The 17585-nt window shown below is 70.5% G+C and carries 17 protein-coding genes; 10 read left to right on the forward strand and 7 right to left on the reverse strand.

Annotated elements, in window-relative coordinates:
* Positions 1 to 50: 50 nt before the first annotated feature.
* The 5 genes from LUZ64_RS30235 to LUZ64_RS30255 form a co-directional block, all read right to left on the reverse strand.
* Positions 51 to 365, reverse strand: coding sequence for a hypothetical protein (locus tag LUZ64_RS30235; RefSeq protein WP_095580926.1), 315 nt, complete (start codon positions 363 to 365; stop codon positions 51 to 53).
* A gap of 192 nt (positions 366 to 557) precedes the next feature.
* Positions 558 to 2624: an ATP-binding protein gene (locus LUZ64_RS30240; RefSeq protein ID WP_095580927.1), complete on the reverse strand. Its 2067-nt coding sequence runs from the start codon at positions 2622 to 2624 to the stop codon at positions 558 to 560.
* 20 nt (positions 2625 to 2644) lie between these two features.
* Complete coding sequence (locus LUZ64_RS30245) at positions 2645 to 3145, reverse strand: hypothetical protein (protein ID WP_095580928.1); 501 nt, start codon at positions 3143 to 3145, stop codon at positions 2645 to 2647.
* A gap of 2 nt (positions 3146 to 3147) precedes the next feature.
* Positions 3148 to 3681, reverse strand: coding sequence for a hypothetical protein (locus tag LUZ64_RS30250; protein ID WP_095580929.1), 534 nt, complete (start codon positions 3679 to 3681; stop codon positions 3148 to 3150).
* A 1037-nt stretch (positions 3682 to 4718) separates the two neighbouring features.
* Complete coding sequence (locus LUZ64_RS30255; RefSeq protein WP_232390425.1) at positions 4719 to 5021, reverse strand: helix-turn-helix domain-containing protein; 303 nt, start codon at positions 5019 to 5021, stop codon at positions 4719 to 4721.
* A gap of 163 nt (positions 5022 to 5184) precedes the next feature.
* Here LUZ64_RS30255 and LUZ64_RS30260 point away from each other — a divergent pair, with 163 nt between their 5' ends.
* Both LUZ64_RS30260 and LUZ64_RS30265 read left to right on the forward strand, forming a co-directional pair.
* Entirely contained in the window at positions 5185 to 5367 is a 183-nt protein-coding gene (locus tag LUZ64_RS30260) for a hypothetical protein (RefSeq protein ID WP_095580931.1), read from the forward strand.
* A gap of 293 nt (positions 5368 to 5660) precedes the next feature.
* A complete protein-coding gene (locus LUZ64_RS30265) occupies positions 5661 to 7445 on the forward strand; it encodes a zeta toxin family protein (protein ID WP_232398990.1) in 1785 nt (594 codons plus the stop codon).
* On the opposite strand, the gene LUZ64_RS30270 is transcribed toward LUZ64_RS30265, so the two are convergent.
* Entirely contained in the window at positions 7403 to 7711 is a 309-nt protein-coding gene (locus LUZ64_RS30270; protein ID WP_143593086.1) for a hypothetical protein, read from the reverse strand. The genes LUZ64_RS30265 and LUZ64_RS30270 overlap by 43 nt on opposite strands.
* Before the next feature lie 215 nt (positions 7712 to 7926).
* On the opposite strand from LUZ64_RS30270, the gene LUZ64_RS30275 reads away from it, so the two are divergent.
* The 8 genes from LUZ64_RS30275 to LUZ64_RS30310 all read left to right on the forward strand — a co-directional run bounded on the left by LUZ64_RS30275 (position 7927) and on the right by LUZ64_RS30310 (position 16987).
* A complete protein-coding gene (locus LUZ64_RS30275; RefSeq protein WP_095580933.1) occupies positions 7927 to 10620 on the forward strand; it encodes an ATP/GTP-binding protein in 2694 nt (897 codons plus the stop codon).
* A gap of 455 nt (positions 10621 to 11075) precedes the next feature.
* Positions 11076 to 11807, forward strand: a complete 732-nt coding sequence (locus LUZ64_RS30280) for a hypothetical protein (protein ID WP_211304987.1) — start codon at positions 11076 to 11078, stop codon at positions 11805 to 11807.
* A complete protein-coding gene (locus LUZ64_RS30285; protein ID WP_095580934.1) occupies positions 11804 to 12346 on the forward strand; it encodes a flavoprotein in 543 nt (180 codons plus the stop codon). Before LUZ64_RS30280 ends, LUZ64_RS30285 begins: the two co-directional genes overlap by 4 nt.
* A 140-nt stretch (positions 12347 to 12486) precedes the next feature.
* Positions 12487 to 13284: a hypothetical protein gene (locus LUZ64_RS30290; protein ID WP_095580935.1), complete on the forward strand. Its 798-nt coding sequence runs from the start codon at positions 12487 to 12489 to the stop codon at positions 13282 to 13284.
* Between the two features lie 139 nt (positions 13285 to 13423).
* A complete protein-coding gene (locus tag LUZ64_RS30295) occupies positions 13424 to 15073 on the forward strand; it encodes an IS1182 family transposase (protein WP_095580936.1) in 1650 nt (549 codons plus the stop codon).
* A gap of 73 nt (positions 15074 to 15146) precedes the next feature.
* Entirely contained in the window at positions 15147 to 15821 is a 675-nt protein-coding gene (locus tag LUZ64_RS30300; protein ID WP_095580937.1) for a hypothetical protein, read from the forward strand.
* 389 nt (positions 15822 to 16210) lie between these two features.
* Positions 16211 to 16705 (forward strand): protein kinase domain-containing protein, encoded by a 495-nt coding sequence (locus tag LUZ64_RS30305; RefSeq protein WP_232390443.1) that lies wholly within the window; start codon positions 16211 to 16213, stop codon positions 16703 to 16705.
* A gap of 135 nt (positions 16706 to 16840) precedes the next feature.
* Positions 16841 to 16987 (forward strand): hypothetical protein, encoded by a 147-nt coding sequence (locus tag LUZ64_RS30310; protein WP_170116722.1) that lies wholly within the window; start codon positions 16841 to 16843, stop codon positions 16985 to 16987.
* A 140-nt stretch (positions 16988 to 17127) separates the two neighbouring features.
* On the opposite strand, the gene LUZ64_RS30315 is transcribed toward LUZ64_RS30310, so the two are convergent.
* Positions 17128 to 17565, reverse strand: a complete 438-nt coding sequence (locus tag LUZ64_RS30315) for a DUF2690 domain-containing protein (protein WP_095580938.1) — start codon at positions 17563 to 17565, stop codon at positions 17128 to 17130.
* Positions 17566 to 17585: the final 20 nt, after the last annotated feature.

Consider the following 17585-nt stretch of genomic DNA (forward strand, 5'->3'; position numbering starts at 1 on the left):
GGTGGTAAGTGGTGTGCGGGCACAAGGGTGTCCCCCTCGGATGGTTACGGTCAGTGCATGGTGCGGCGAGCCTGGCGGAGCTGGTTTGCTGCGGTAGTGGTGTGCTGGCCGGCCAGATGCAGTGCGCCCGCGGTCTGCTGAGCCTGGGCGGCCTGGGGCCCGGGCTGACTCAGCTGGGCGAGCACGCCGGTCATCTGATGCAGGGCGGTGGCCATCGCGGCGGAGAGCCGGGTGAGGTCATCCACGGCCTGGCGGACGTTGGTCGAATGGGTCCACTGGGCTCTGCCGGACTGCACGTCCCGGACAAGCCGCTCAAGAGCGTCGGCGGCGATCTTGGCGTGCTGTGCGGGATTCTGCGGGGTCATCGGCCCTCCGGGCGGGGTATCGGATTGATGTGTCTGATGTGTCATCGCAGGTCAGCATGGATTCGTGATACGTCGGGCGGCGACGTATCGACACATCAACGCCCAGTCCGGCAGGGCGCCGAGACGCGTCACCGTCGCATCGCGAGGCACCACTGACACACCCGGACAGAACACTGACACGACGTGGACACATCACGACAGGGCATCCTTGATGTCCGCCAGGCGGTAGATCGTGGGGCGCCTGGGGTCGATGGTGGCGTCGAGACGGCCGGTGGGGATGTCGAGTCCGGCCGCCTTCAGCTGGGATTTCAGAGTGCGGCCGATCATGAGGAGCCGGTTCGTCTGCCCCTCCCACTTGCCCCACACGGCGGGGTCGGCGGCCGTCAGGTGGTCGGCGAGCCGCGCGAGAGTAAGTACCTCGGGGTCACTGTGCGTGGCGAACGCAGCGAGTAGCAGACGGGCGATTGCCGGGACGTTGGCCGTTGCCAGGGCCGTGACGGCCGGATGCGGAGCCAGGGGTTCCAAGCGGGGGAGCCCGGCCGCGACGCGTTCTCCGGTACGGCGGGCGGCTTCCTGCGGGGCGAGCGGGGTGACGTAGCGCAGGACCGGCTGCTGGTGCCGGGGGGTGATGCAGTAGAAGTGGCCCGCGTCCGCGGGGAAGGCCGGGTCGGGGCTGGGCACCAAGAGGTGGGGCAGCCAGCCGCGAGCGACGGCGTCGGCCCGGCCGACCACGAGCGGGACGTCGGCGGCACGGCAGGGCAGCATGATCCTTACTCCGGGCACGTCGGCGATGGCGTCGCCCAGCACATCGCTGGTGGCGTCCTGGGTCATGATCACCAGCGTGATGAGGGCTTCGCGGCCGAGCCGCAGCAGCGCGACGGCCAGCTCCTTGCCGCGCTTGCTGAGCTTGGGGTACTCGTCAAGGAACGCCAGGATCGCCGGGCCGTCCGGAGTGGGCTTCCAGATGTCCTGGGTGGGCGGCATGGAGGCGATACGGGCCTTGGCCCGCTCCAGCAGCTTCTCCAGCACTGCTTCGGCTTCTTCGGCAGTGCGCGCCATCATCACAGCCGCGGGCGCGAGCGCCTTGAGTCCGCGCTTGACCGGGTCGATGTCCACGACAACCGCGTCGCGGCAGGCGGTGACGTACTCGGCGATCGCCTGCACCATGGACGTCTTGCCGCCACCGGTGTCGGCCACGATGATCACGTGCTGCCCGGCGAAGACGACCGGCGTCGTCTCGCCTTCGATGGACACCCCGATGCTGACCGGCTCGAGGATGGAGCAGGAACCGGGAGCCCGCTGCGGATACGGGAGCGGAGTCGCGAAGGGGTCCTGGGTGAGGATCCGTAAGGTGACCAGGGCCGCGTCGTCCGGGTCGGCGGGCTGCGCCAGGATGCGGGACTCGCCCACACGCAGCGTTGTCGCCAGCGGCTTGAGGACGTTCATCAGCTGGCCGGTCGTGCCGGACTGCAGGACGAGCGGAACCTTCCACCCGTACGTCGTCTGTTCCGGTACGAGTACCTCGGAGACCTTCGCGGCCTCCTTCTTCAACGCCAGACGCACTGCCTCCCGAGCCTGCCGGGGATTGGTCCCCGCTTCGCGGATCGGGAACGGCTCAGACTCGGCTTCTCCCGCCAGCTCGGTATGGGCGGGCGCGTTCGGCGGCACGAACAGCAGTCTGGGAACCGCAGGCCGACGCCACGCGGGATTGCGGCTCTTCGCCCAGGCCACTGAGGTGAAGAACAGGGCCGTCATCGCGGTGACCGCGAGGGCGACGAGCGTCGAGACCCACCACAGGCCCGCCCACAGCACCGGGAGTACCAGTATCCACGCGGTGGCGGTGCGATGGCGGCGGGAGCGGACCTGTCCCCGCCCGATGGCCAGCATCGACTCGGTGACCTCGAGGTGCCGGAACTCCTGCTGCCCGAGGCGCATCTGCAAGGACGCCCATTGCATCATCCGGTACGAGATCATCGGGGAAGCGCCGTAGCCCCCTCCGTAGCCGGATCCGCGGCCGTGCTTCTGCATCTGCATACGCTGCATCTGCATGTAGGTCTGCTGCTTCTGCTGGTTCTTGAGCAGGGTGATGTTCTGCTGAACCTCGGCCCGGCCCCGCTGCTGCGCCTGCTGCCACATGCGGTACTGGTCGTTCAAGATCCGGTGGGCGATGTGCGTGTCCGTCAGGTCGTCGGTCCGCCACCAGCGGCCCCACTCGGCGCGCAGATGGCGCACCCCGCCCGCGAAGGTCCCGCTGGGCATAACCGTTCCTCCCCCGGTTCTCAGATGCTGCGGATCAGGATGTCGCCGACCGTGTTGCCGGAGGTCCGGATCAGGCCAAGGGCCATCCCGAGCAGGCCGGCAGAGGCCCCCAGCCAGATCCCGCACAGCGCCCCGCGGATCACCGGTTGTTTCAGGTCGGCGCGGCCGGACTTGATCAGCCCCAGGTACAGCGCGAGCAGGCACAGCCCGGCGATCGCCCCGGACGCGCCGACCTTCTCGCCGCCGGTCAGCGGCCCCTTGTTCCCCGCGCCGGCGGCGGCCCCGGTGGCGTTCTCCAAGGCGTACCGCCCGAGCCCGTCGCCGAGAGCCGCCGCGGCACCACCCATCACGCCGAGGATGCCGCCGCCCAGGAACAGCAGGGCGGCTATCGCGGTCCCGGCAATGAAGTGGATCTTCGGAGTCGGGTCGCCACCCCGCCACCGGCCGATCTGGTAGAAGAGCACAACGAGGCCGAGGGCGACCGCGCCGATCCCGCCGGCGGCGGCTCCCGTGTCGTTCATGGTCACGCTCCTGTCAGGAAGTGGATCACCGCGCGCCCCATCAGGCGTCCAGCGGCGATGAGGAAGGACCACACGGCCACGGCCACCAGCAGGCGTAGCAGGTAGCCGATGTACGGGGTTTTCCAGGCCCGCCCGAAGAGACGGACCATGCCGTGCAGTACCGAGGCGAAGAGCCCAGCCAGCGCCGTGCCGAGCCAACTGCCGATCGGCAGCAGCACTAGGGCGCCCAGGACGAGACCGGCCATCAGGACCCAGCCCAACGGGGCGAAGACACCACCCTCGGCGACGGAGGCCGTCATTCGGTCCACGGTGCTCCGGCCACCCCATGTCACCAGCAGTGCGAACAAAATGGCCGGGACGTTGTACTTCAGCCGCATCCAGCGGATGTCCAAACCGCGCCTGGCTGCAGCCGCATGCGGGTCGGGCAGACGCGCGGAGATGGCCTCCCCGATGTAGGCCCCGATCTCGTGTGCGGCCGCGACGCCTTCGCTGCCGTGCGCCGCCCAGGCATCAGCCTCACGGAACTCTTCACGCACCGCTGACCATCGCCACCACTCCGAGCCCGGAGCACCGTCACCGGCCTCTGCGCTGTCGCCGGCCGTGACCTGGGCCCCGTCGGGTCCCGTGAGGCGGGGCGATTCTGCTGGCATAGGGGGCGCCTCCGGGGGCAGCGGCGCCGCAGGCGCACGCCACCACTCCGGGTCCGGGCCGCCTTCACTGACCGCCGCATCGGGGTCGGGGGTGACAGGAACCTCCGGTGGCAACGGTTGACTGACCGGCCTCGGTTCCGAGTCGCCGCCTATCTCGACGTCTGTCATGCCGCGTCGCCGGAGCCCATGCGTACACGGGCACCGAAGCAACGCCATAACCAGGCCCGCGTCCGTATCTCATCCCCGTGCAGGCCGTGCAGCGGTAGGCGGCTGCCGGCCGTGGAGCACGCTCTCGGCATGGGTGGAACGAGGCAGGTGACACCGCTGCGTCTGCGGACTGTGGATCGGCGTATCGCGTCGCCGACGGCTATGCCCGTCATCCAGCCGGTCCTTCCTCAGGAGGGATTTCCGCAGCGCCCCTCCGCTCCCAGCGGTCCCGGGCGCCACTACTCGATCACTTGTCGCAATCTAAACCTCACCGCAGGTGAGGGGACAGATCTTTCCCTCGCAAAACTCATGCATCTTGCAAGTGCACCGTCCCTCACAGCCGCATCAATGGGTGAATAGGGCTTGGAGCGCATGAATGAGATGTAGCTGGATGTAGCGGGATATAGCGGCGCGACTCAGTCGCGCTGTGCTTCGTCGACGCGGCGCAGCACCGGAGGTGGCGCCATTCGAGCCGTCGCCAGCTCACGGACCGGCTGGCGTGGATGCGTGGCACGCCGGAGTTCCTGCAGGCCCGTCCATGTCTCGTAGGTGAAAGCGTCGTTACGCGCCCGGTAATAGCGGGCGTTCACGCCAGCCGCAGTGGTCGCTCGCCGAGGGGCGGAGTTCATTTCCCTCCTCGGCTGTGACCTCGAGGACAGGCTCGTGCTCCTTCCTGGGAGCGGTCGGCCGAGCGTGCCCCCCCCGCGAGGCCGGAGCTACGAACTCGCGTCACCGTCAGCAGGGCTCTTAGGGCGGTCTTTCCAGGAACCAGAGTGCCCGCGCAGGATGTCCTGCACTGTCCCAAGGGAGGTCCCGACGCGCTCCGCGATCTTCCGGAACGATACGCCGTCTGCCTTGAGGGTGAGTACCATCTCCCGGCGCTCCTTCTGCCAGGTGCGGTTGCGCCTCACCTGATCGGCCATGACCTTGCTCATGGCCCGCACTCGTGCCTCAGGGTCCTCGATCGCTTCAACTCGATCAAGAGCTTCGGACACCTGCCACACCTCCTCGTCGCTCACACCCGAGCCCTTCATTTCGGGCGGGTCACTTCCCTAGAGTGTATGGGTCCCATACGATTCGCTGAAGTAGCCCCGCGCTACGTAGAACGACCCCGGCCGGCGCTCGCAACGCCTGCGGCCGGGGCCAGATCAACCCGAAGCCGCCAAGCACCCGGGAGATCCAATGCCGAACTCTAACGGCGACGTGCGCGACCAGCCCAGCCCCTCGCCGAAGAGCGGGAACCGGATCATCGACGAACCCGCCACGGTTGAGCGCTGCCGCACCGAGTACATCAACCAACCTGGAGCCCGTCTCGCCGCCGTCAAGGACACCGCCCTCCAGAACAGCAAGCGGAGGAACCGTTGATCCACGCCGGCTTCACCGCGGGCCGCTGGATCCGCGCCCGGTACCGCGACGACGAGCGCCTCCACGGCGGGGGCCGGCTCGTAAGTACGCCCGTGCGCCCGGAACCCCCGGCTGCACCGTGTTCCTGCGCATCCCGTAGCCCACATCGTGACCTGTTCGTGGAGGAATCCGTGAGCTCGCCGCCCCAGCCTTTACCGCCGATATCGGCTCCGGAGCCCGCCGCGGATTCGGACGCCGATTGGGCCCAGTCGGTGCTGACAGCGTCGGTGCTCCCGGGCGCTGTGCGGGGCGCGGTGTCCCAGCAGCGACCCGTGGTGGTGTTCGTCGCAGGGCAGCCAGGCAGTGGCAAGACGCTCGTGGCGGATGTGGTGCACGCGGCACTGGGCCGGCGGGGCGGGGCGGTACGGGTAGACCACGATGAGTACAAGGCGGTCCACCCCTACTACCGGGGTTTCCTTGAGGAGGACGTGCGCACCGCCGGAGTCAGGGTGCGACCGCAGACGTACTGGTGGCAGGCCGAAGTCGAGGCTTGGGTAAGGGCGTTGCGGTACGACGTGGTGGTGGAGACGCCCCTTGCCGACCCGGACGCGTTCAGCCGGTCAGTGTGTGCGTACCGGCAGGCCGGCTACCGCATCGAGGTCGTCGCCCTGGCCGTGCCGGAGGCGGTCAGCCAGCTCGGCGTCCTGGACCGGTACCTGCGGCTGGCCGAGAACGGACGGGCCCGGTACGTGTCGTGGGAGAACCACGACCGGTGCGCGGCAGGAATGCTGGCCACTCTGGATGCCTGTGAGGCCGGGCACTTGGCGGACCGGGTAGTCGTCGTAGGGCGTGCCGCGGCGGCGGGGGCCGCCCTGTACGACAACGACCTGACCTCGGCCGGGCGCTGGCGCCGTCCAGCGGAGGCGCGGCAGGCGGTCGCCGCCGAACGGGCACGCCCGTGGAGCGCCACGGAGACAGGCCGGTTCCGTAGCCGGCTGGCTGAGGCCGACCGTCGTGCCCACCGCACCGCGCCGGGCGGGCATCTGCCCGAGGACTGGGGACTGGCCGTGCAGCGGGACGCCGAGCGTGCCGCCGCCCTTGCCGAACCGGTCAGACGCGTGGCCCAGCCGCGGCGGGAGCCGCCCGGGGTCGACTTTCACCGGCTCTCCGCCGACGAACACCGGTGGATCTACGACGAGCTGATCGCGCCGTCCCTGCACATCGCGGCGCAGCAGCGGCCGGTCGCCGTGTACGTCATGGGCCAGCCCGGTGCTGGCAAGACCGGCGCTGCCCGGATGGTCCGGCAGGCCCTGCCTGGGCGGCCCGTGCGGATCAGCGCGGCCCGCTTCACGGAGGCCCACCCGGACTACCGGCAGTTGCTGCTGACCGAGCCGCACAACGCCGAGACGCGGATACGTGCGGACTGCCGTGCTTGGCAGGCCCGCGCCGAAGACGACGTTCGCGCGCGGCACGGCAACTTAGTCATCGAGACCAGCCCCGACAGCGTCGGGGAGTTCCTCACCGGCGCGGCCTTGTACCGGCAGGCGGGATACCGGGTGGAGCTCGTGGTTCTCGCGGTATCCGCGGCGGATTCCCGGCAGGGCAGCCTCGCCCGCTACGCGGAGGTGAGTCGGCGCGGGATCAGACCCGCTCGTGTTGTCCGCCCTGACCGTCACGACGCTTGCTTCGCCGTCCTGTCCCAGGCAGTGGCGGCCGCGGAGAAGAGCGGAGTGGTGGACGCGGTGGTGGTGATGCGCCGGGACGGTTACGCGGTTCACCGCAACGAGCGCGTCGGCGGGGCCTGGCTGTATCCGCCCGGCGCCGCCCAAGCCCTGGTCGCAGGACAGCTACGCCCGTACACAGCCGACGAAGCCGCGCGGTTCTTCGCTGCGCAGTGTCGGCTGCGGGCCGTACTTCCGCAGTACCGGGACGAGCTGCTGGCCATCAGCGCTCTGGCGGCGCCGCTGATGCCGGAGGGGATGCGGCCGCGCCGTCTGTCCTGGTTTGCTGCCCCGGCCGCTCTGCCTCTGCCCGCGCGGTCCGTCCTGGCTGGTCGTCACTGCTCGCTTGACTCGAGCTCGTTCAGCAACGCTTCGTAGGCGGTCACGATCCCGGCGGTCTCCTCACCGCTCGCGTCCTCCAGCCTCTCCTGATCCTTAACGCATGCCTGCCGCCGGGAGATCAGCTCCTGAAGGCGCTGCGCATCCGCCCCCGAGCGGCGTTCGGTCAGGATCCGCGCGCTGTACCAGGCGGTCACCTGGCCCACCAGCTCAAGAGCACTCTCGTAGGCGCTGTCGGCGTCCTGCCCGGCAGGGCCGTGCGGGGATGTGGCCGGGGAAGGAGGTACCTGTTCGCTGTCGTTCACTTCAACCGCCTCGGGCCGGAAAGAGCAGGGCAAAAGGATCATTGTCGGGTGCCTCCGGGTGCCCGGCAAGGTGGACCCCACGGCTCGGGCGCACTGAAGAGGCCGAGGACCAGCCGGGCACCGGCTGGTATGAGTCTGTGTGCGGCGTGCGCCTGCCTTCCAGGGGCCGGGTGGGCATAGGTTGACGCTCACATGATCAATTCTTTGGGGGGCCCGTGGATCTTCGTGCGCTGTTCAGCTCCAACGATCCCATCAACGCCACCGAGGCGTTCACCAACCGTCAAGGCCAGTGGGAGCTGGTCGCGTCCGCGCTTCAGGAGCACCTGCGGAACGCGGCCGGCGATGCCTTCGACGTCGAGGATCTGGAAGCCCCCCGCACCAATGTGATCGTCTTCCACGGGGTGGGTGGCGTCGGCAAGACGACCTTGTCGAGGAAGCTGGAGGCCGCGCTCACCGCAGCAGACCAGCGCCCGGTGCAGTGGGGCGAGCCCACCTGGCCCGGGGAGAAGATCCTGCCCATACGGATCGACCTCTCCCGCTCCGCCGGCACCTCGTTCGAGGATCTGGTACTCACGATCCGCGCCGCTCTGGCCGATCTGGGTCGGCCGCTGCCCGCCTTCGACATCGCGTTGCGTCGCTACTGGGAGGCCCAGCACCCCGGCGAGAGTCTGGAGGAGTACCTGCGCCGTGGCGGCCTGGCTGCCCGCTTCGGCAAGCGCATGCCGCAACAGATGCAGTCCGCGCTCGCCGATGTCGCCCAGGCTCTGCTGCTGCCCGGCACCGTCGGCTCCGCCCTCGGCCAGCTCACCGGCTCCCTGACAAAGGCACTGCGCGAGCGCCGTCAGACCGTCCGGGCACTGGCCGGCTGCGCCCGGCTGGGAGGCATATTGGAGGCCGAGCCGGACCTGGAGGCGCTGTCCTTCTACCCACATCTGCTGGCCTGGGAGCTCACCCAACTGCCGCCGGAACGGCGGCGGGTGCCGGTCGTCTTGCTGGACACCTTCGAAGATGTCGGGGACCGCACCCACCGCGATCTGGAACGGCTCATCCAGCGGGTGGTGTGGCTGATGCCCAACGCCTTCTTCGTCATTACCGGCCGCTCGCGCCTGCAGTGGGCCGATGAGGGGCTGCAAGGACAGCTCGACTACACCGGCCCCACCGCCTGGCCGGGTCTGGCCCTGCCCGCCACGAGCGTCCCGGCCGCACGAGCTTCCCGGCCCGCTCCCGGATGTGGGCGCCAAATCCTCATTGGCGACTTCTCCGACGAGGACTGCGACACTTACCTCGCCCGCCGCCTCACTCACGACGGACAGCCCCTTATTAGCCCGGACATCCGCGCCGTGATCACCCAGCGCTCGCACGGACTGCCGCTCCACTTGGACCTGGCCGTCGCTCGCTTCCTGGAGGTCCGGCGCACCGGCCGTGCCCCCGCACCGGCCGACTTCGACCACACCTTCCCTGCCCTGATCGCTCGCACCCTCTCCGACCTGACCCCGGAAGAGCGGCACGTCCTGCGGTCCGCATCCCTGCTGGACGCCTTCGACCTGGAACTGGCCACGCGTACCGCGGGCCTGGCCCACCAGGCACCGGCCCGCCGACTCACCGAGCGGTCCATGGTGACCGAGGACCCCTACGCGATTTGGCCCTACCACCTCCATGGCGCGATCCGCTCCGCGCTGCGCACCGCCGACGACCACACCGACGACGGCTGGACCCCCACCGACTGGCAGCGCGCCGCGATGCGTGCACTGGCCGCCCTCGGCGATCAGTGGCGCAGTACCTCCACACCGGCCACCGGCCGCACCCTGCTCGTCGCCTGCCTGCGCCAGGGTCTGCGCCTCGCTCGCGACCACCGTCTCACCGACCTGAGCTGGCTCACCGATGCCGCCATCGCCTATGACAGCGACGCCATCTGGGAACCACTCACCCCGCCCGCCCGCGACCAGGCCGGCCTGCACAGCCCTGGCCAGACCGCCAGCCCTCTTCTAGACACCCCGGCCGACGTTCTGGTCGAGTTGCTCACCGCCCTTGCCCGTCGCCAGCGCGAACACCGCGAACACACCGTCGATCGTCTCTCCGCGATCCTGACCACCGGTCTGCTCCCCGGCGAACTCGCCGAGATGGCCGAGTACTACCGGGCCAAGGCCAACCGGGACCTCGGCCGCAACGAGGTATCCCGCCAGGGCATGCAGCAGATCGCAGCCGACGGTGGTCGTCTCGCCCTGCGCGCCCGCCGAGGCCTTGCTGACGCCGCCCGCATCGACGGAGATTTCCCCACCGCCCTCACCGCCGCCCAGGGACTGGGCTTCGAAGGTCGCGAACAGCGCGTCCTGGGCGACATCTGGTGGGCCCACGCCGACTTCGATCGTGCCATCACCGCCTACGAAACCGCACGCAACCAGGCTGAACAGCACGGCAACGTTGGAGAACAGGCCATCACCCAGGCCCGCCTCACTCTCGCCGTCGCCTTCACCGACCCCGCACGCGCCGACGACGAGATCGCCCTCGCCACCCAGCTCCTCAACGGGCTCACCCAGCGCGCCACCACCCTGATCACCCATATCGCAGCCCTCATCCGCGACGCCGGCTCCCCCGACATCACCGACCGCGCCCAGACTCTGCACACCGAACTCACCGTCGCAGGACTCACCTGGCTGGGCCCTTCCTTGGACGTCGCCCTCGCCTTCCACCATGCCGTCCTCGGCGCCCACCACGACCTGGCCGCCACCACCGACCGGCTACGCGAGTCGACGAGCACCGGCGCTTACGCGTACTACGCCCATATCGCTGCCGCCTTCGGCGGGCTGCCCGCACCCCAGCCGTCCGTACGGTGGCTCGAGGACGACCACACCATCCGGCATCGCTGGCACGCCCTCGTCATCACCCGTCGTGGGGAGGCAGGGATTTAGACCCAATGCGTTGTTTTAGGCCTCGGGCGTGGGTTCCTAGGTAGTGGTCCCAGGGGTGGTTCGGGTGTCTCCGCGTGGGTCGGAGTTATCGGCTGATGGTTGAAGGGGCAGCCTCTGGTGGCGCCGGAGAAGGGCATCTCTCACTCCTTCAACTGCAGCGGCCTGATCGTCTTCTGCTGGCGGCTGGCCTGCTCCCGTCATAGGCCACGGTGGTCACGCCCCACACATCATCTGCCGACCGCTGAGCCACCACCCGTGCACCGGCAGGCGCTGGGCCTAGCTCCTCGGAGACCCCGGGCCGGGCGGCCTTTCAGGCGGGGCATTTCGCGAGCCTGGGCCGGCTGGTCCCCGAGCTCCTCATCGACACCAACCGGGCCGCCGCCCGGCACACCAACGACGACCAGCTGGCCGTCTTCCGGCTCCTCGCCCTGGTCCTCGAACTCATCGAGGGCGCCGTGATCAAGTACGGCGCCACCGACCTCGCGCTCCTGGCCTCCCACCGCGCCGTCGCCGCCGCACAACGCTGCGGGGACCCGGTCATCATGGCCTCCGCCGCCCGCCACCTCGCCGACGCCCTGACCCACCACGGCCAGCCCAAGGACGCCTCCCGCTTCGCCCTGGCTGCCGCCACCCGCGTGGAGAACGAACTCCTGACACGTGGTCCGGACGGGCTGAGCGTGCTCGGCATGCTCTACCTCAAAGCCGCCATGGCCCAAGCCACGATCGGCGAGAGCGACGACCGCCACGCGGCGGCCGCGGCGGCCGCGGTGCCCGTGCTCCTCGACCAGGCCGACGAGCACGCCACCCACCTCGGCACCGACGCCAACGCCCTGTGGACCGCGTTCGGGCCGACCAACGTCCGCCTCTACCGCGTCGCCGCCCACGTCCAGCTCTCCCAAGGCACCGACGCCATCGCCACCGCCCAGGACATCCCCGCAACGGCCCGCGCCGGCCTGCCGCGCGAGCGGCGCGCCCACCACCTCACCGACCTCGCCCGCGCCTACACCCAGGCCGGCCACCGCGAGGACGCTGTCGACTCCCTCCTGGACGCCGAACGCGAAGCCGCGGAGGAGGTCCGCTGCCGCCCACGGACCAAGCAACTCGTCGAGGACCTGCGCTTGCTCGGCGCGGGCGCGGCCGAGGGACGGTTGCGGGCGCTGGCTGATCGTTGTGGACTGCCCCGGTGACCACGACCCGAACTTTCTACCTGATCGCCTGCGCGGCTCCGCCCGCCCGGCGCCTCGACGTCCCCATCCGCGCGGCCCAGAAGGTCGGCTGGGACGTGTGCGTCATCCTTACGCCGTCCGCGTACCGGTGGGCGAGCGAGGACGCCGACGGCGAGGTCGAGGCCCTTCAATCTCTCACCGGACGCCCCGTCCGCTGGCAGTACAAGCTCCCCTCCCAGGCGGACGTGCTGCCGCCCCCGGACGCGATCCTCGCTGCCCCGCTGACATCGAACTCCCTCAACAAATGGGCACAAGGGATCAGCGACACCCTCGCTCTCGGACTCCTCACCGAAGCCATCGGCCTCGGCCTGCCCATCACCGCACTGCCCCACTGGAACGACGCCCAGCACCGCCACCCGGCCGTCACCCGCAGCGTCACCACCCTGCGCGAGGCCGGCGTCACCGTACTGCTCGGCGACACCGGCTTCACCCCCCACCCGCCCCGCAAGGGCAACCTCGACACCTACCCGTGGCAGGCGGCCATCAACGCGCTCCCGTGACACCCCGCCGTACGAGCCGCCGTCGCGCCGCTCCGTACAGCCTTGTCGGCCCGCTGCCCCGCGCAGGGGCGGCGGAGTCCTGGCCGCTGGCACCGTGTCCCGGGAGCACACGGTGCAGTCCGCCCCGGCGACCGGATCCGGTGGGCTGGCTGATCGGCTTCGCCCTGCCGCAGCGTCAGGAGTGCGCCAACGTCCTCCACGTCCGGCGCGCGTGGCGGGCCCGCATCGCGGCGGAGGTCCCCGAGCAGCAGCCCGGCCTGGGCGAGGACGAGCGCCGCCGTGTCATCGAGGACCGGCTTCGCGAGCAGGCCGCCGTCGAGGCGACCGTCTTCGTGCGCCGCCGTGAAGAGGCCCTCGAGCGCGAGGCCTGGCGAGCAGCCGCGCGTGCCGCCGCCGAGGCGCAGGCCGTTGTCGAGCGGGAGCGGGCGGTGGCCGCGGAGTCGGCCCGGCAGTGTCTGCCGTGCGAGGACTGCGGCCAGGCACGGGCGGCGGGGCTGTGCGAGGCGTGCGGCTACCGGCGCGAGACCCAGGCCCTGATCGAGCAGGCCGGCCTCGTCGCCGCAGCCCCGTCCGCGGACCCGCGCGACGAGGGCGACGTCGCCGCCGAGGTGCGCGCGAGCGTCGAGGGCGAGATCGCGCGCTCGCGAGGAGTTCCTGCGGATGGTGGACCCGGCCGGCCGGCCTGGCCGCCGAGCCGGTCGCGGGGCGAGACCGCGCTCGCCTACGGCGCCCTCCAGACCGTCCAGCAGGCGGCGTCGGAGTACCACCGCCGCGCCCTGGCGATGCTCGGCCGCACCCAGGAAGCCGAGGCCGAGGCACGCCGGGTGTACGCGACCGAGCAGAACCGCTGGTGGTTCCGGGCTAACCCGACCGGCACGGACTGCGGCCCCGGCGGCGGACACGGCGACGGCAGCCTGACCGAGGACACCACCACGTGAGCACCATGAGCAGCAGCGGGCCCCGGAGCACACACCACCGCGATGCCGTTGGCGAATCCGGGGCGCTTTGTGCGTGACGTCGGTCTCCAAGACCTGGTTGTGGTCTTGGAGACCGACGTTTTGCGTGGGGAGGGTGTCGATGTCGATGCAGCCTGGGGCGTCGGGTGATGTTCCGGCGGAGACGGTCCGGGTGGCGCGGGCGGCTTTCCCGAAGGGGAGCCTGGCGATCCGTGTCCGGGACGAGCTGGGTGTGCTGTTCACCGACGAGCAGTTCGCCGACCTGTTTCCCTCGCGGGGTAAGCCGGCCTGGTCACCGGGCCGTCTGGCGCTGGTCTCGGTACTTCAGTTCGCCGAGGGGCTTCCGGACCGGCAAGCCGCGCAGGCAGTGCGGGCGCGTATCGATTGGAAATACGCGCTGAACATGGAGCTGACCGACCCGGGTTTCGACTACTCGGTGCTGAGCGAGTTCCGCGGCCGACTGGTCGCGGCCGAGGCGGGGCAGCTGATCTTCGACCGGGTCCTGGACGCGGCACGCGCGGCGGCTCTGCTGCGGTCGGGCGGGCGGGCACGCACCGATTCCACGCATGTGCTGGCCGCTATCCGGTCGCTGAACCGGCTGGAGTTCGTTATCGAAACTCTGCGGGCGGCGCTCAACGCGCTGGCGGCCGCGGCTCCTGCCTGGCTGACCGATCACGCCGAGCCCGCCTGGTTCGAGCGGTATGCCTCGCGCGCCGAGGACTACTGGCTGCCGCAGGGCTGCGGCAAGCGGGCCGAGCTCGCCGAACAGAGCGGTGCCGACGGAATGCGGCTGCTGCACGACGTGTTCGCTCCCTCTTCCCCGGCCTGGCTGTGTGAACTGCCCTCAGTGCGCATCCCGCGTGAGGCGTGGGTGCAGCAGTACTGGCTCGACGCGGAGGGGCAGGTGCGATGGCGCTACCCAAAAGACTGCCCGCCGGGCGCGAAGCGCCTGGTCAGCCCCTATGACACCGAGGTCCGCTACAGCATCAAGCGCGACATCAAGTGGAACGGGTTCAAGGTCCATCTCACCGAGACCTGCGCGCCGGACACCCCGAACCTGCTCACCCACGTGCTGACCACCGACTCCACCGTCCCCGACATCAAGGCGACCGACACGATTCACGACGGCCTCGCGGCCCGGGACCTGCTGCCTGACGAGCACCTGCTCGACACGGGCTATCTCGACGGTTCCCGTATCGTCACCGCTCTCCAGCGGCACGGCGTCACTCTGACCGGTCCGGTTGCGGGCAACACCACCGCCCAGGCGGCGGGCGCCTACACGCAGGAAGCCTTCGCCGTGGACTGGGGCCACAGGACCGTGACGTGTCCGAATGGCATCACCACTGGTCAGTGGCGCGAAGCGCTATCCCACCGTGGTACCCCGGTGGTCCGGGTGAAGTTCTCCGCGACCGACTGCCGTCCCTGCCGCGTCCGCGCTGAGTGCGTCAGCTCGACCGCCGCCATGCGCCGGGAGATCACCCTGCGGCCCCGGCCCGAACACGAAGCCATCCAGCACGCGCGCGCCATCCAGAACAAACCCGCCTGGAGAGAACGCTACGCGGCCCGCGCCGGCGTTGAGGGCACCATCTCCCAAGCCGTCCAAACCGTGGGCCTGCGAAAATGCCGCTACCACGGCCTCGCGAAGACCCGGCTACAGCACCAGCTCACCGCCGCCGCGATCAACCTCGCCCGCATCGACGCCTGGACAGCAGACCGGCCCCGAGCCCGCACCCGGATCTCCCACCTGGCAGCACTTCGCCCCGCCGAATAACCGGCGGGGCGAAGTGCGCAGGCCCCGGATTCGCCAACGACATCGCACACACCACCGCTCCGGGGCCCGCCCCGTGTCTATCGCCGCCCTCCAGCGCCTGACCGAACCCTCACCGGACGCCGGTCAGATCGGCCTCGGCCCGTACGCGGCCGCCGTCGCCGCCCACTGCCTCTACCTCGCACCCTCCACCGGCCGGGGCCTGACCCGGTGGGAGCTGTGGGAGCCCGCCGACGGCGGAGTAGGGGAGCCGGCGGCCACGGCCGCGGTCGAGGGCGCGCTGTTCGCCGCCGGCCCGGCCGCCGCCGAACGCGCCCGCAAGCGCGCCCGCCTCCTAGGCCCGCTGGTGTGCGAGAACGTCACCGTGCGCTGGGGCGCGCCCTCGGAGGAGCAGCGGCGGCTGTTGGTGTGGCCACACTGGGCGCTGAAATGCCTGTACGCGCCCGTCGGGCTGATGGCCGGGAAGTTCTGGCGGGGGGAGGTCGCCGACGACCGCCGGGGGCGGCCCGTCCCGCCGCCTCCGCTGTCGTTCCTGTCGCTGCGCCCGGCCGTACGGACCCGCGATCCCCAGTTGCTGACCTCTCATCCGGAGGTTGGCGACATCATCGCCGTGGCGGCCGATGACGGCCGTGACGTCCTCGCGCCGGTACTGGACGCGGGCGCGCGCGTTGACGAGAGCACGTGGCCGCGCGTCCGGGCGTGGGCCGCCGCCCAGGTGAAGGTGAAGGGAGACCACTGTGGACGTGGATGACGGGCCGGTCAAGGAGTTCGCGGACCAGATCGGCATCACGGTCCTCGCCTGCGACGTGGTGTCCAACCGGCGCGGCTCCCTCGCGTGGAAGGCCGAGACCACGGGCGGCCGGTACGTGGTGAAGGCCCACACCAGCACGGGCACCGGCCGCGACAAGGCGGCCGAGATCGAGCGGGAGGCCGCCGTCCTCCAGCGGCTCACTCAAGCCGCCGCTATCGATCCGACGTACTTCGTCGCCGCCCGGACCAGCCCTCCGGGTACCCGCTGGATCGCCGCCCGCTGGATCGACGGCACCAGCATGTGGACCGCCCTCGCCCCCGCCCGGGACACCGACACCCCCACCGCCCAGGCCCCTGCTCACCTCCGTCACGCGTACCCTCGCCGGCGCCCTGGCCGCGCTCCACGCCCACGGCTTCACACACGCCGACGTCCAGCCGACGAACATCCGCATAACCCCCACCGGCACCGGGGTGCTACTGGACTACGCCCTCGCGTGCGGCCCCGAGGAACACCAGGGCCGCCTCCCGTACCGCGGAGCCCTCACGCACACCACCGCGCCCGAACTGGCCACCGAACTCCTCGCCACCCCCGAGCACACCCACGTCCAGGTCCAGCCGCCCGCCGACATCTGGGCACTCGGAGCCACGCTGTTCTGGTGCTGGACCGGCCAACGCCCCATCGCCTACCGCGACGACGTCGATGCCGGCCGGGAAGGGATGCTCCGCGACATCGCCGACGGCAGGGATCTACGCAACATCACCGCAGCACGGCCGTGGTCCTTCCTCGAGCTTCAGGACATCGTCACCGCATGCCTGGCCCGGGACCCACGGGTCCGGCCGACCGCTGTCGAGGTACAGGAGTGGCAGCAGACTCACCTTTGCTGAGCCGACGGCCCAGCCCCCTATCGGCGGATCCTAAAAGGAAGCACCAGCAGGGCCACGACTCGAGTGAGCAAGGGCCCTGGCCCGAGAGCAGCAGGCCGTCACCACGAGAGCCGTGCCGCAGCCGCGGTCGCGACGGTGGCGGCCGCAGTCGCCCTGCCCGCGCCGCGCCCGGCCGTCGTCACCGCTCTGGAGCCGGAGCCCGCCGACGTCGACGACGGTAAGGAGCGGGTGCTCGAGGAGCTCGTCCGCGACCACCCTCGTCATCGGTGTCGCGAGGGCTGACGCCCCGCACCACCGAGGCCCCGCCTGCATGGCTGGCGGGGCCTCTTCGCGCTCTCCGGTGTGACGCAGGAGCCCTGATCCGCCCTCAGTGACACGTGCAATCTGCCGAGTGCGGGCCGTCCTGCGCGTTGTCCTTCACCTCAGTGGTAGCCGGTGCATGATTGCCCGCTGCCCGGAACCGTCACGCACGCACGGGCCTTCCGGGGGTCCTTGTTGCTGACCATCGGTGAGTACGTGTCCGTGCCTGACGAGATCGACCGGTGATACGTCAGCCCCTGGTCGTCCTGCACCAGGGCGTCGTCCCCGGGCTTCCCCTCGGTCAGCTGCGCCCACGCCGCCCGGCAGTCCGGGTTGTACCGCAGCCGGATCGTCCTGCCGAGATACGACTTGCTCTCCAGGGTCGTCGCCCGTCCCGAGGCACAGCCGGTCTGGTTCGGGTCGGCGCCGTCGCAGGAAGCGCCCTCACACGTCACCAGCGCCTTGGGCGCGGGAGCGGCGGGGGCGGCCGGGGCCCATCCGGCCGTCGAGAGGACGAGCAGCCCCGTAGCGGTGGCGAGGGCAGAACGTCTTGCGTTCATGGGATTCCTCCCTATCAGGT

This window comes from Streptomyces albireticuli (genome assembly GCF_021228125.1).
GTDB classification, from domain to species: Bacteria; Actinomycetota; Actinomycetes; order Streptomycetales; family Streptomycetaceae; genus Streptomyces; species Streptomyces albireticuli.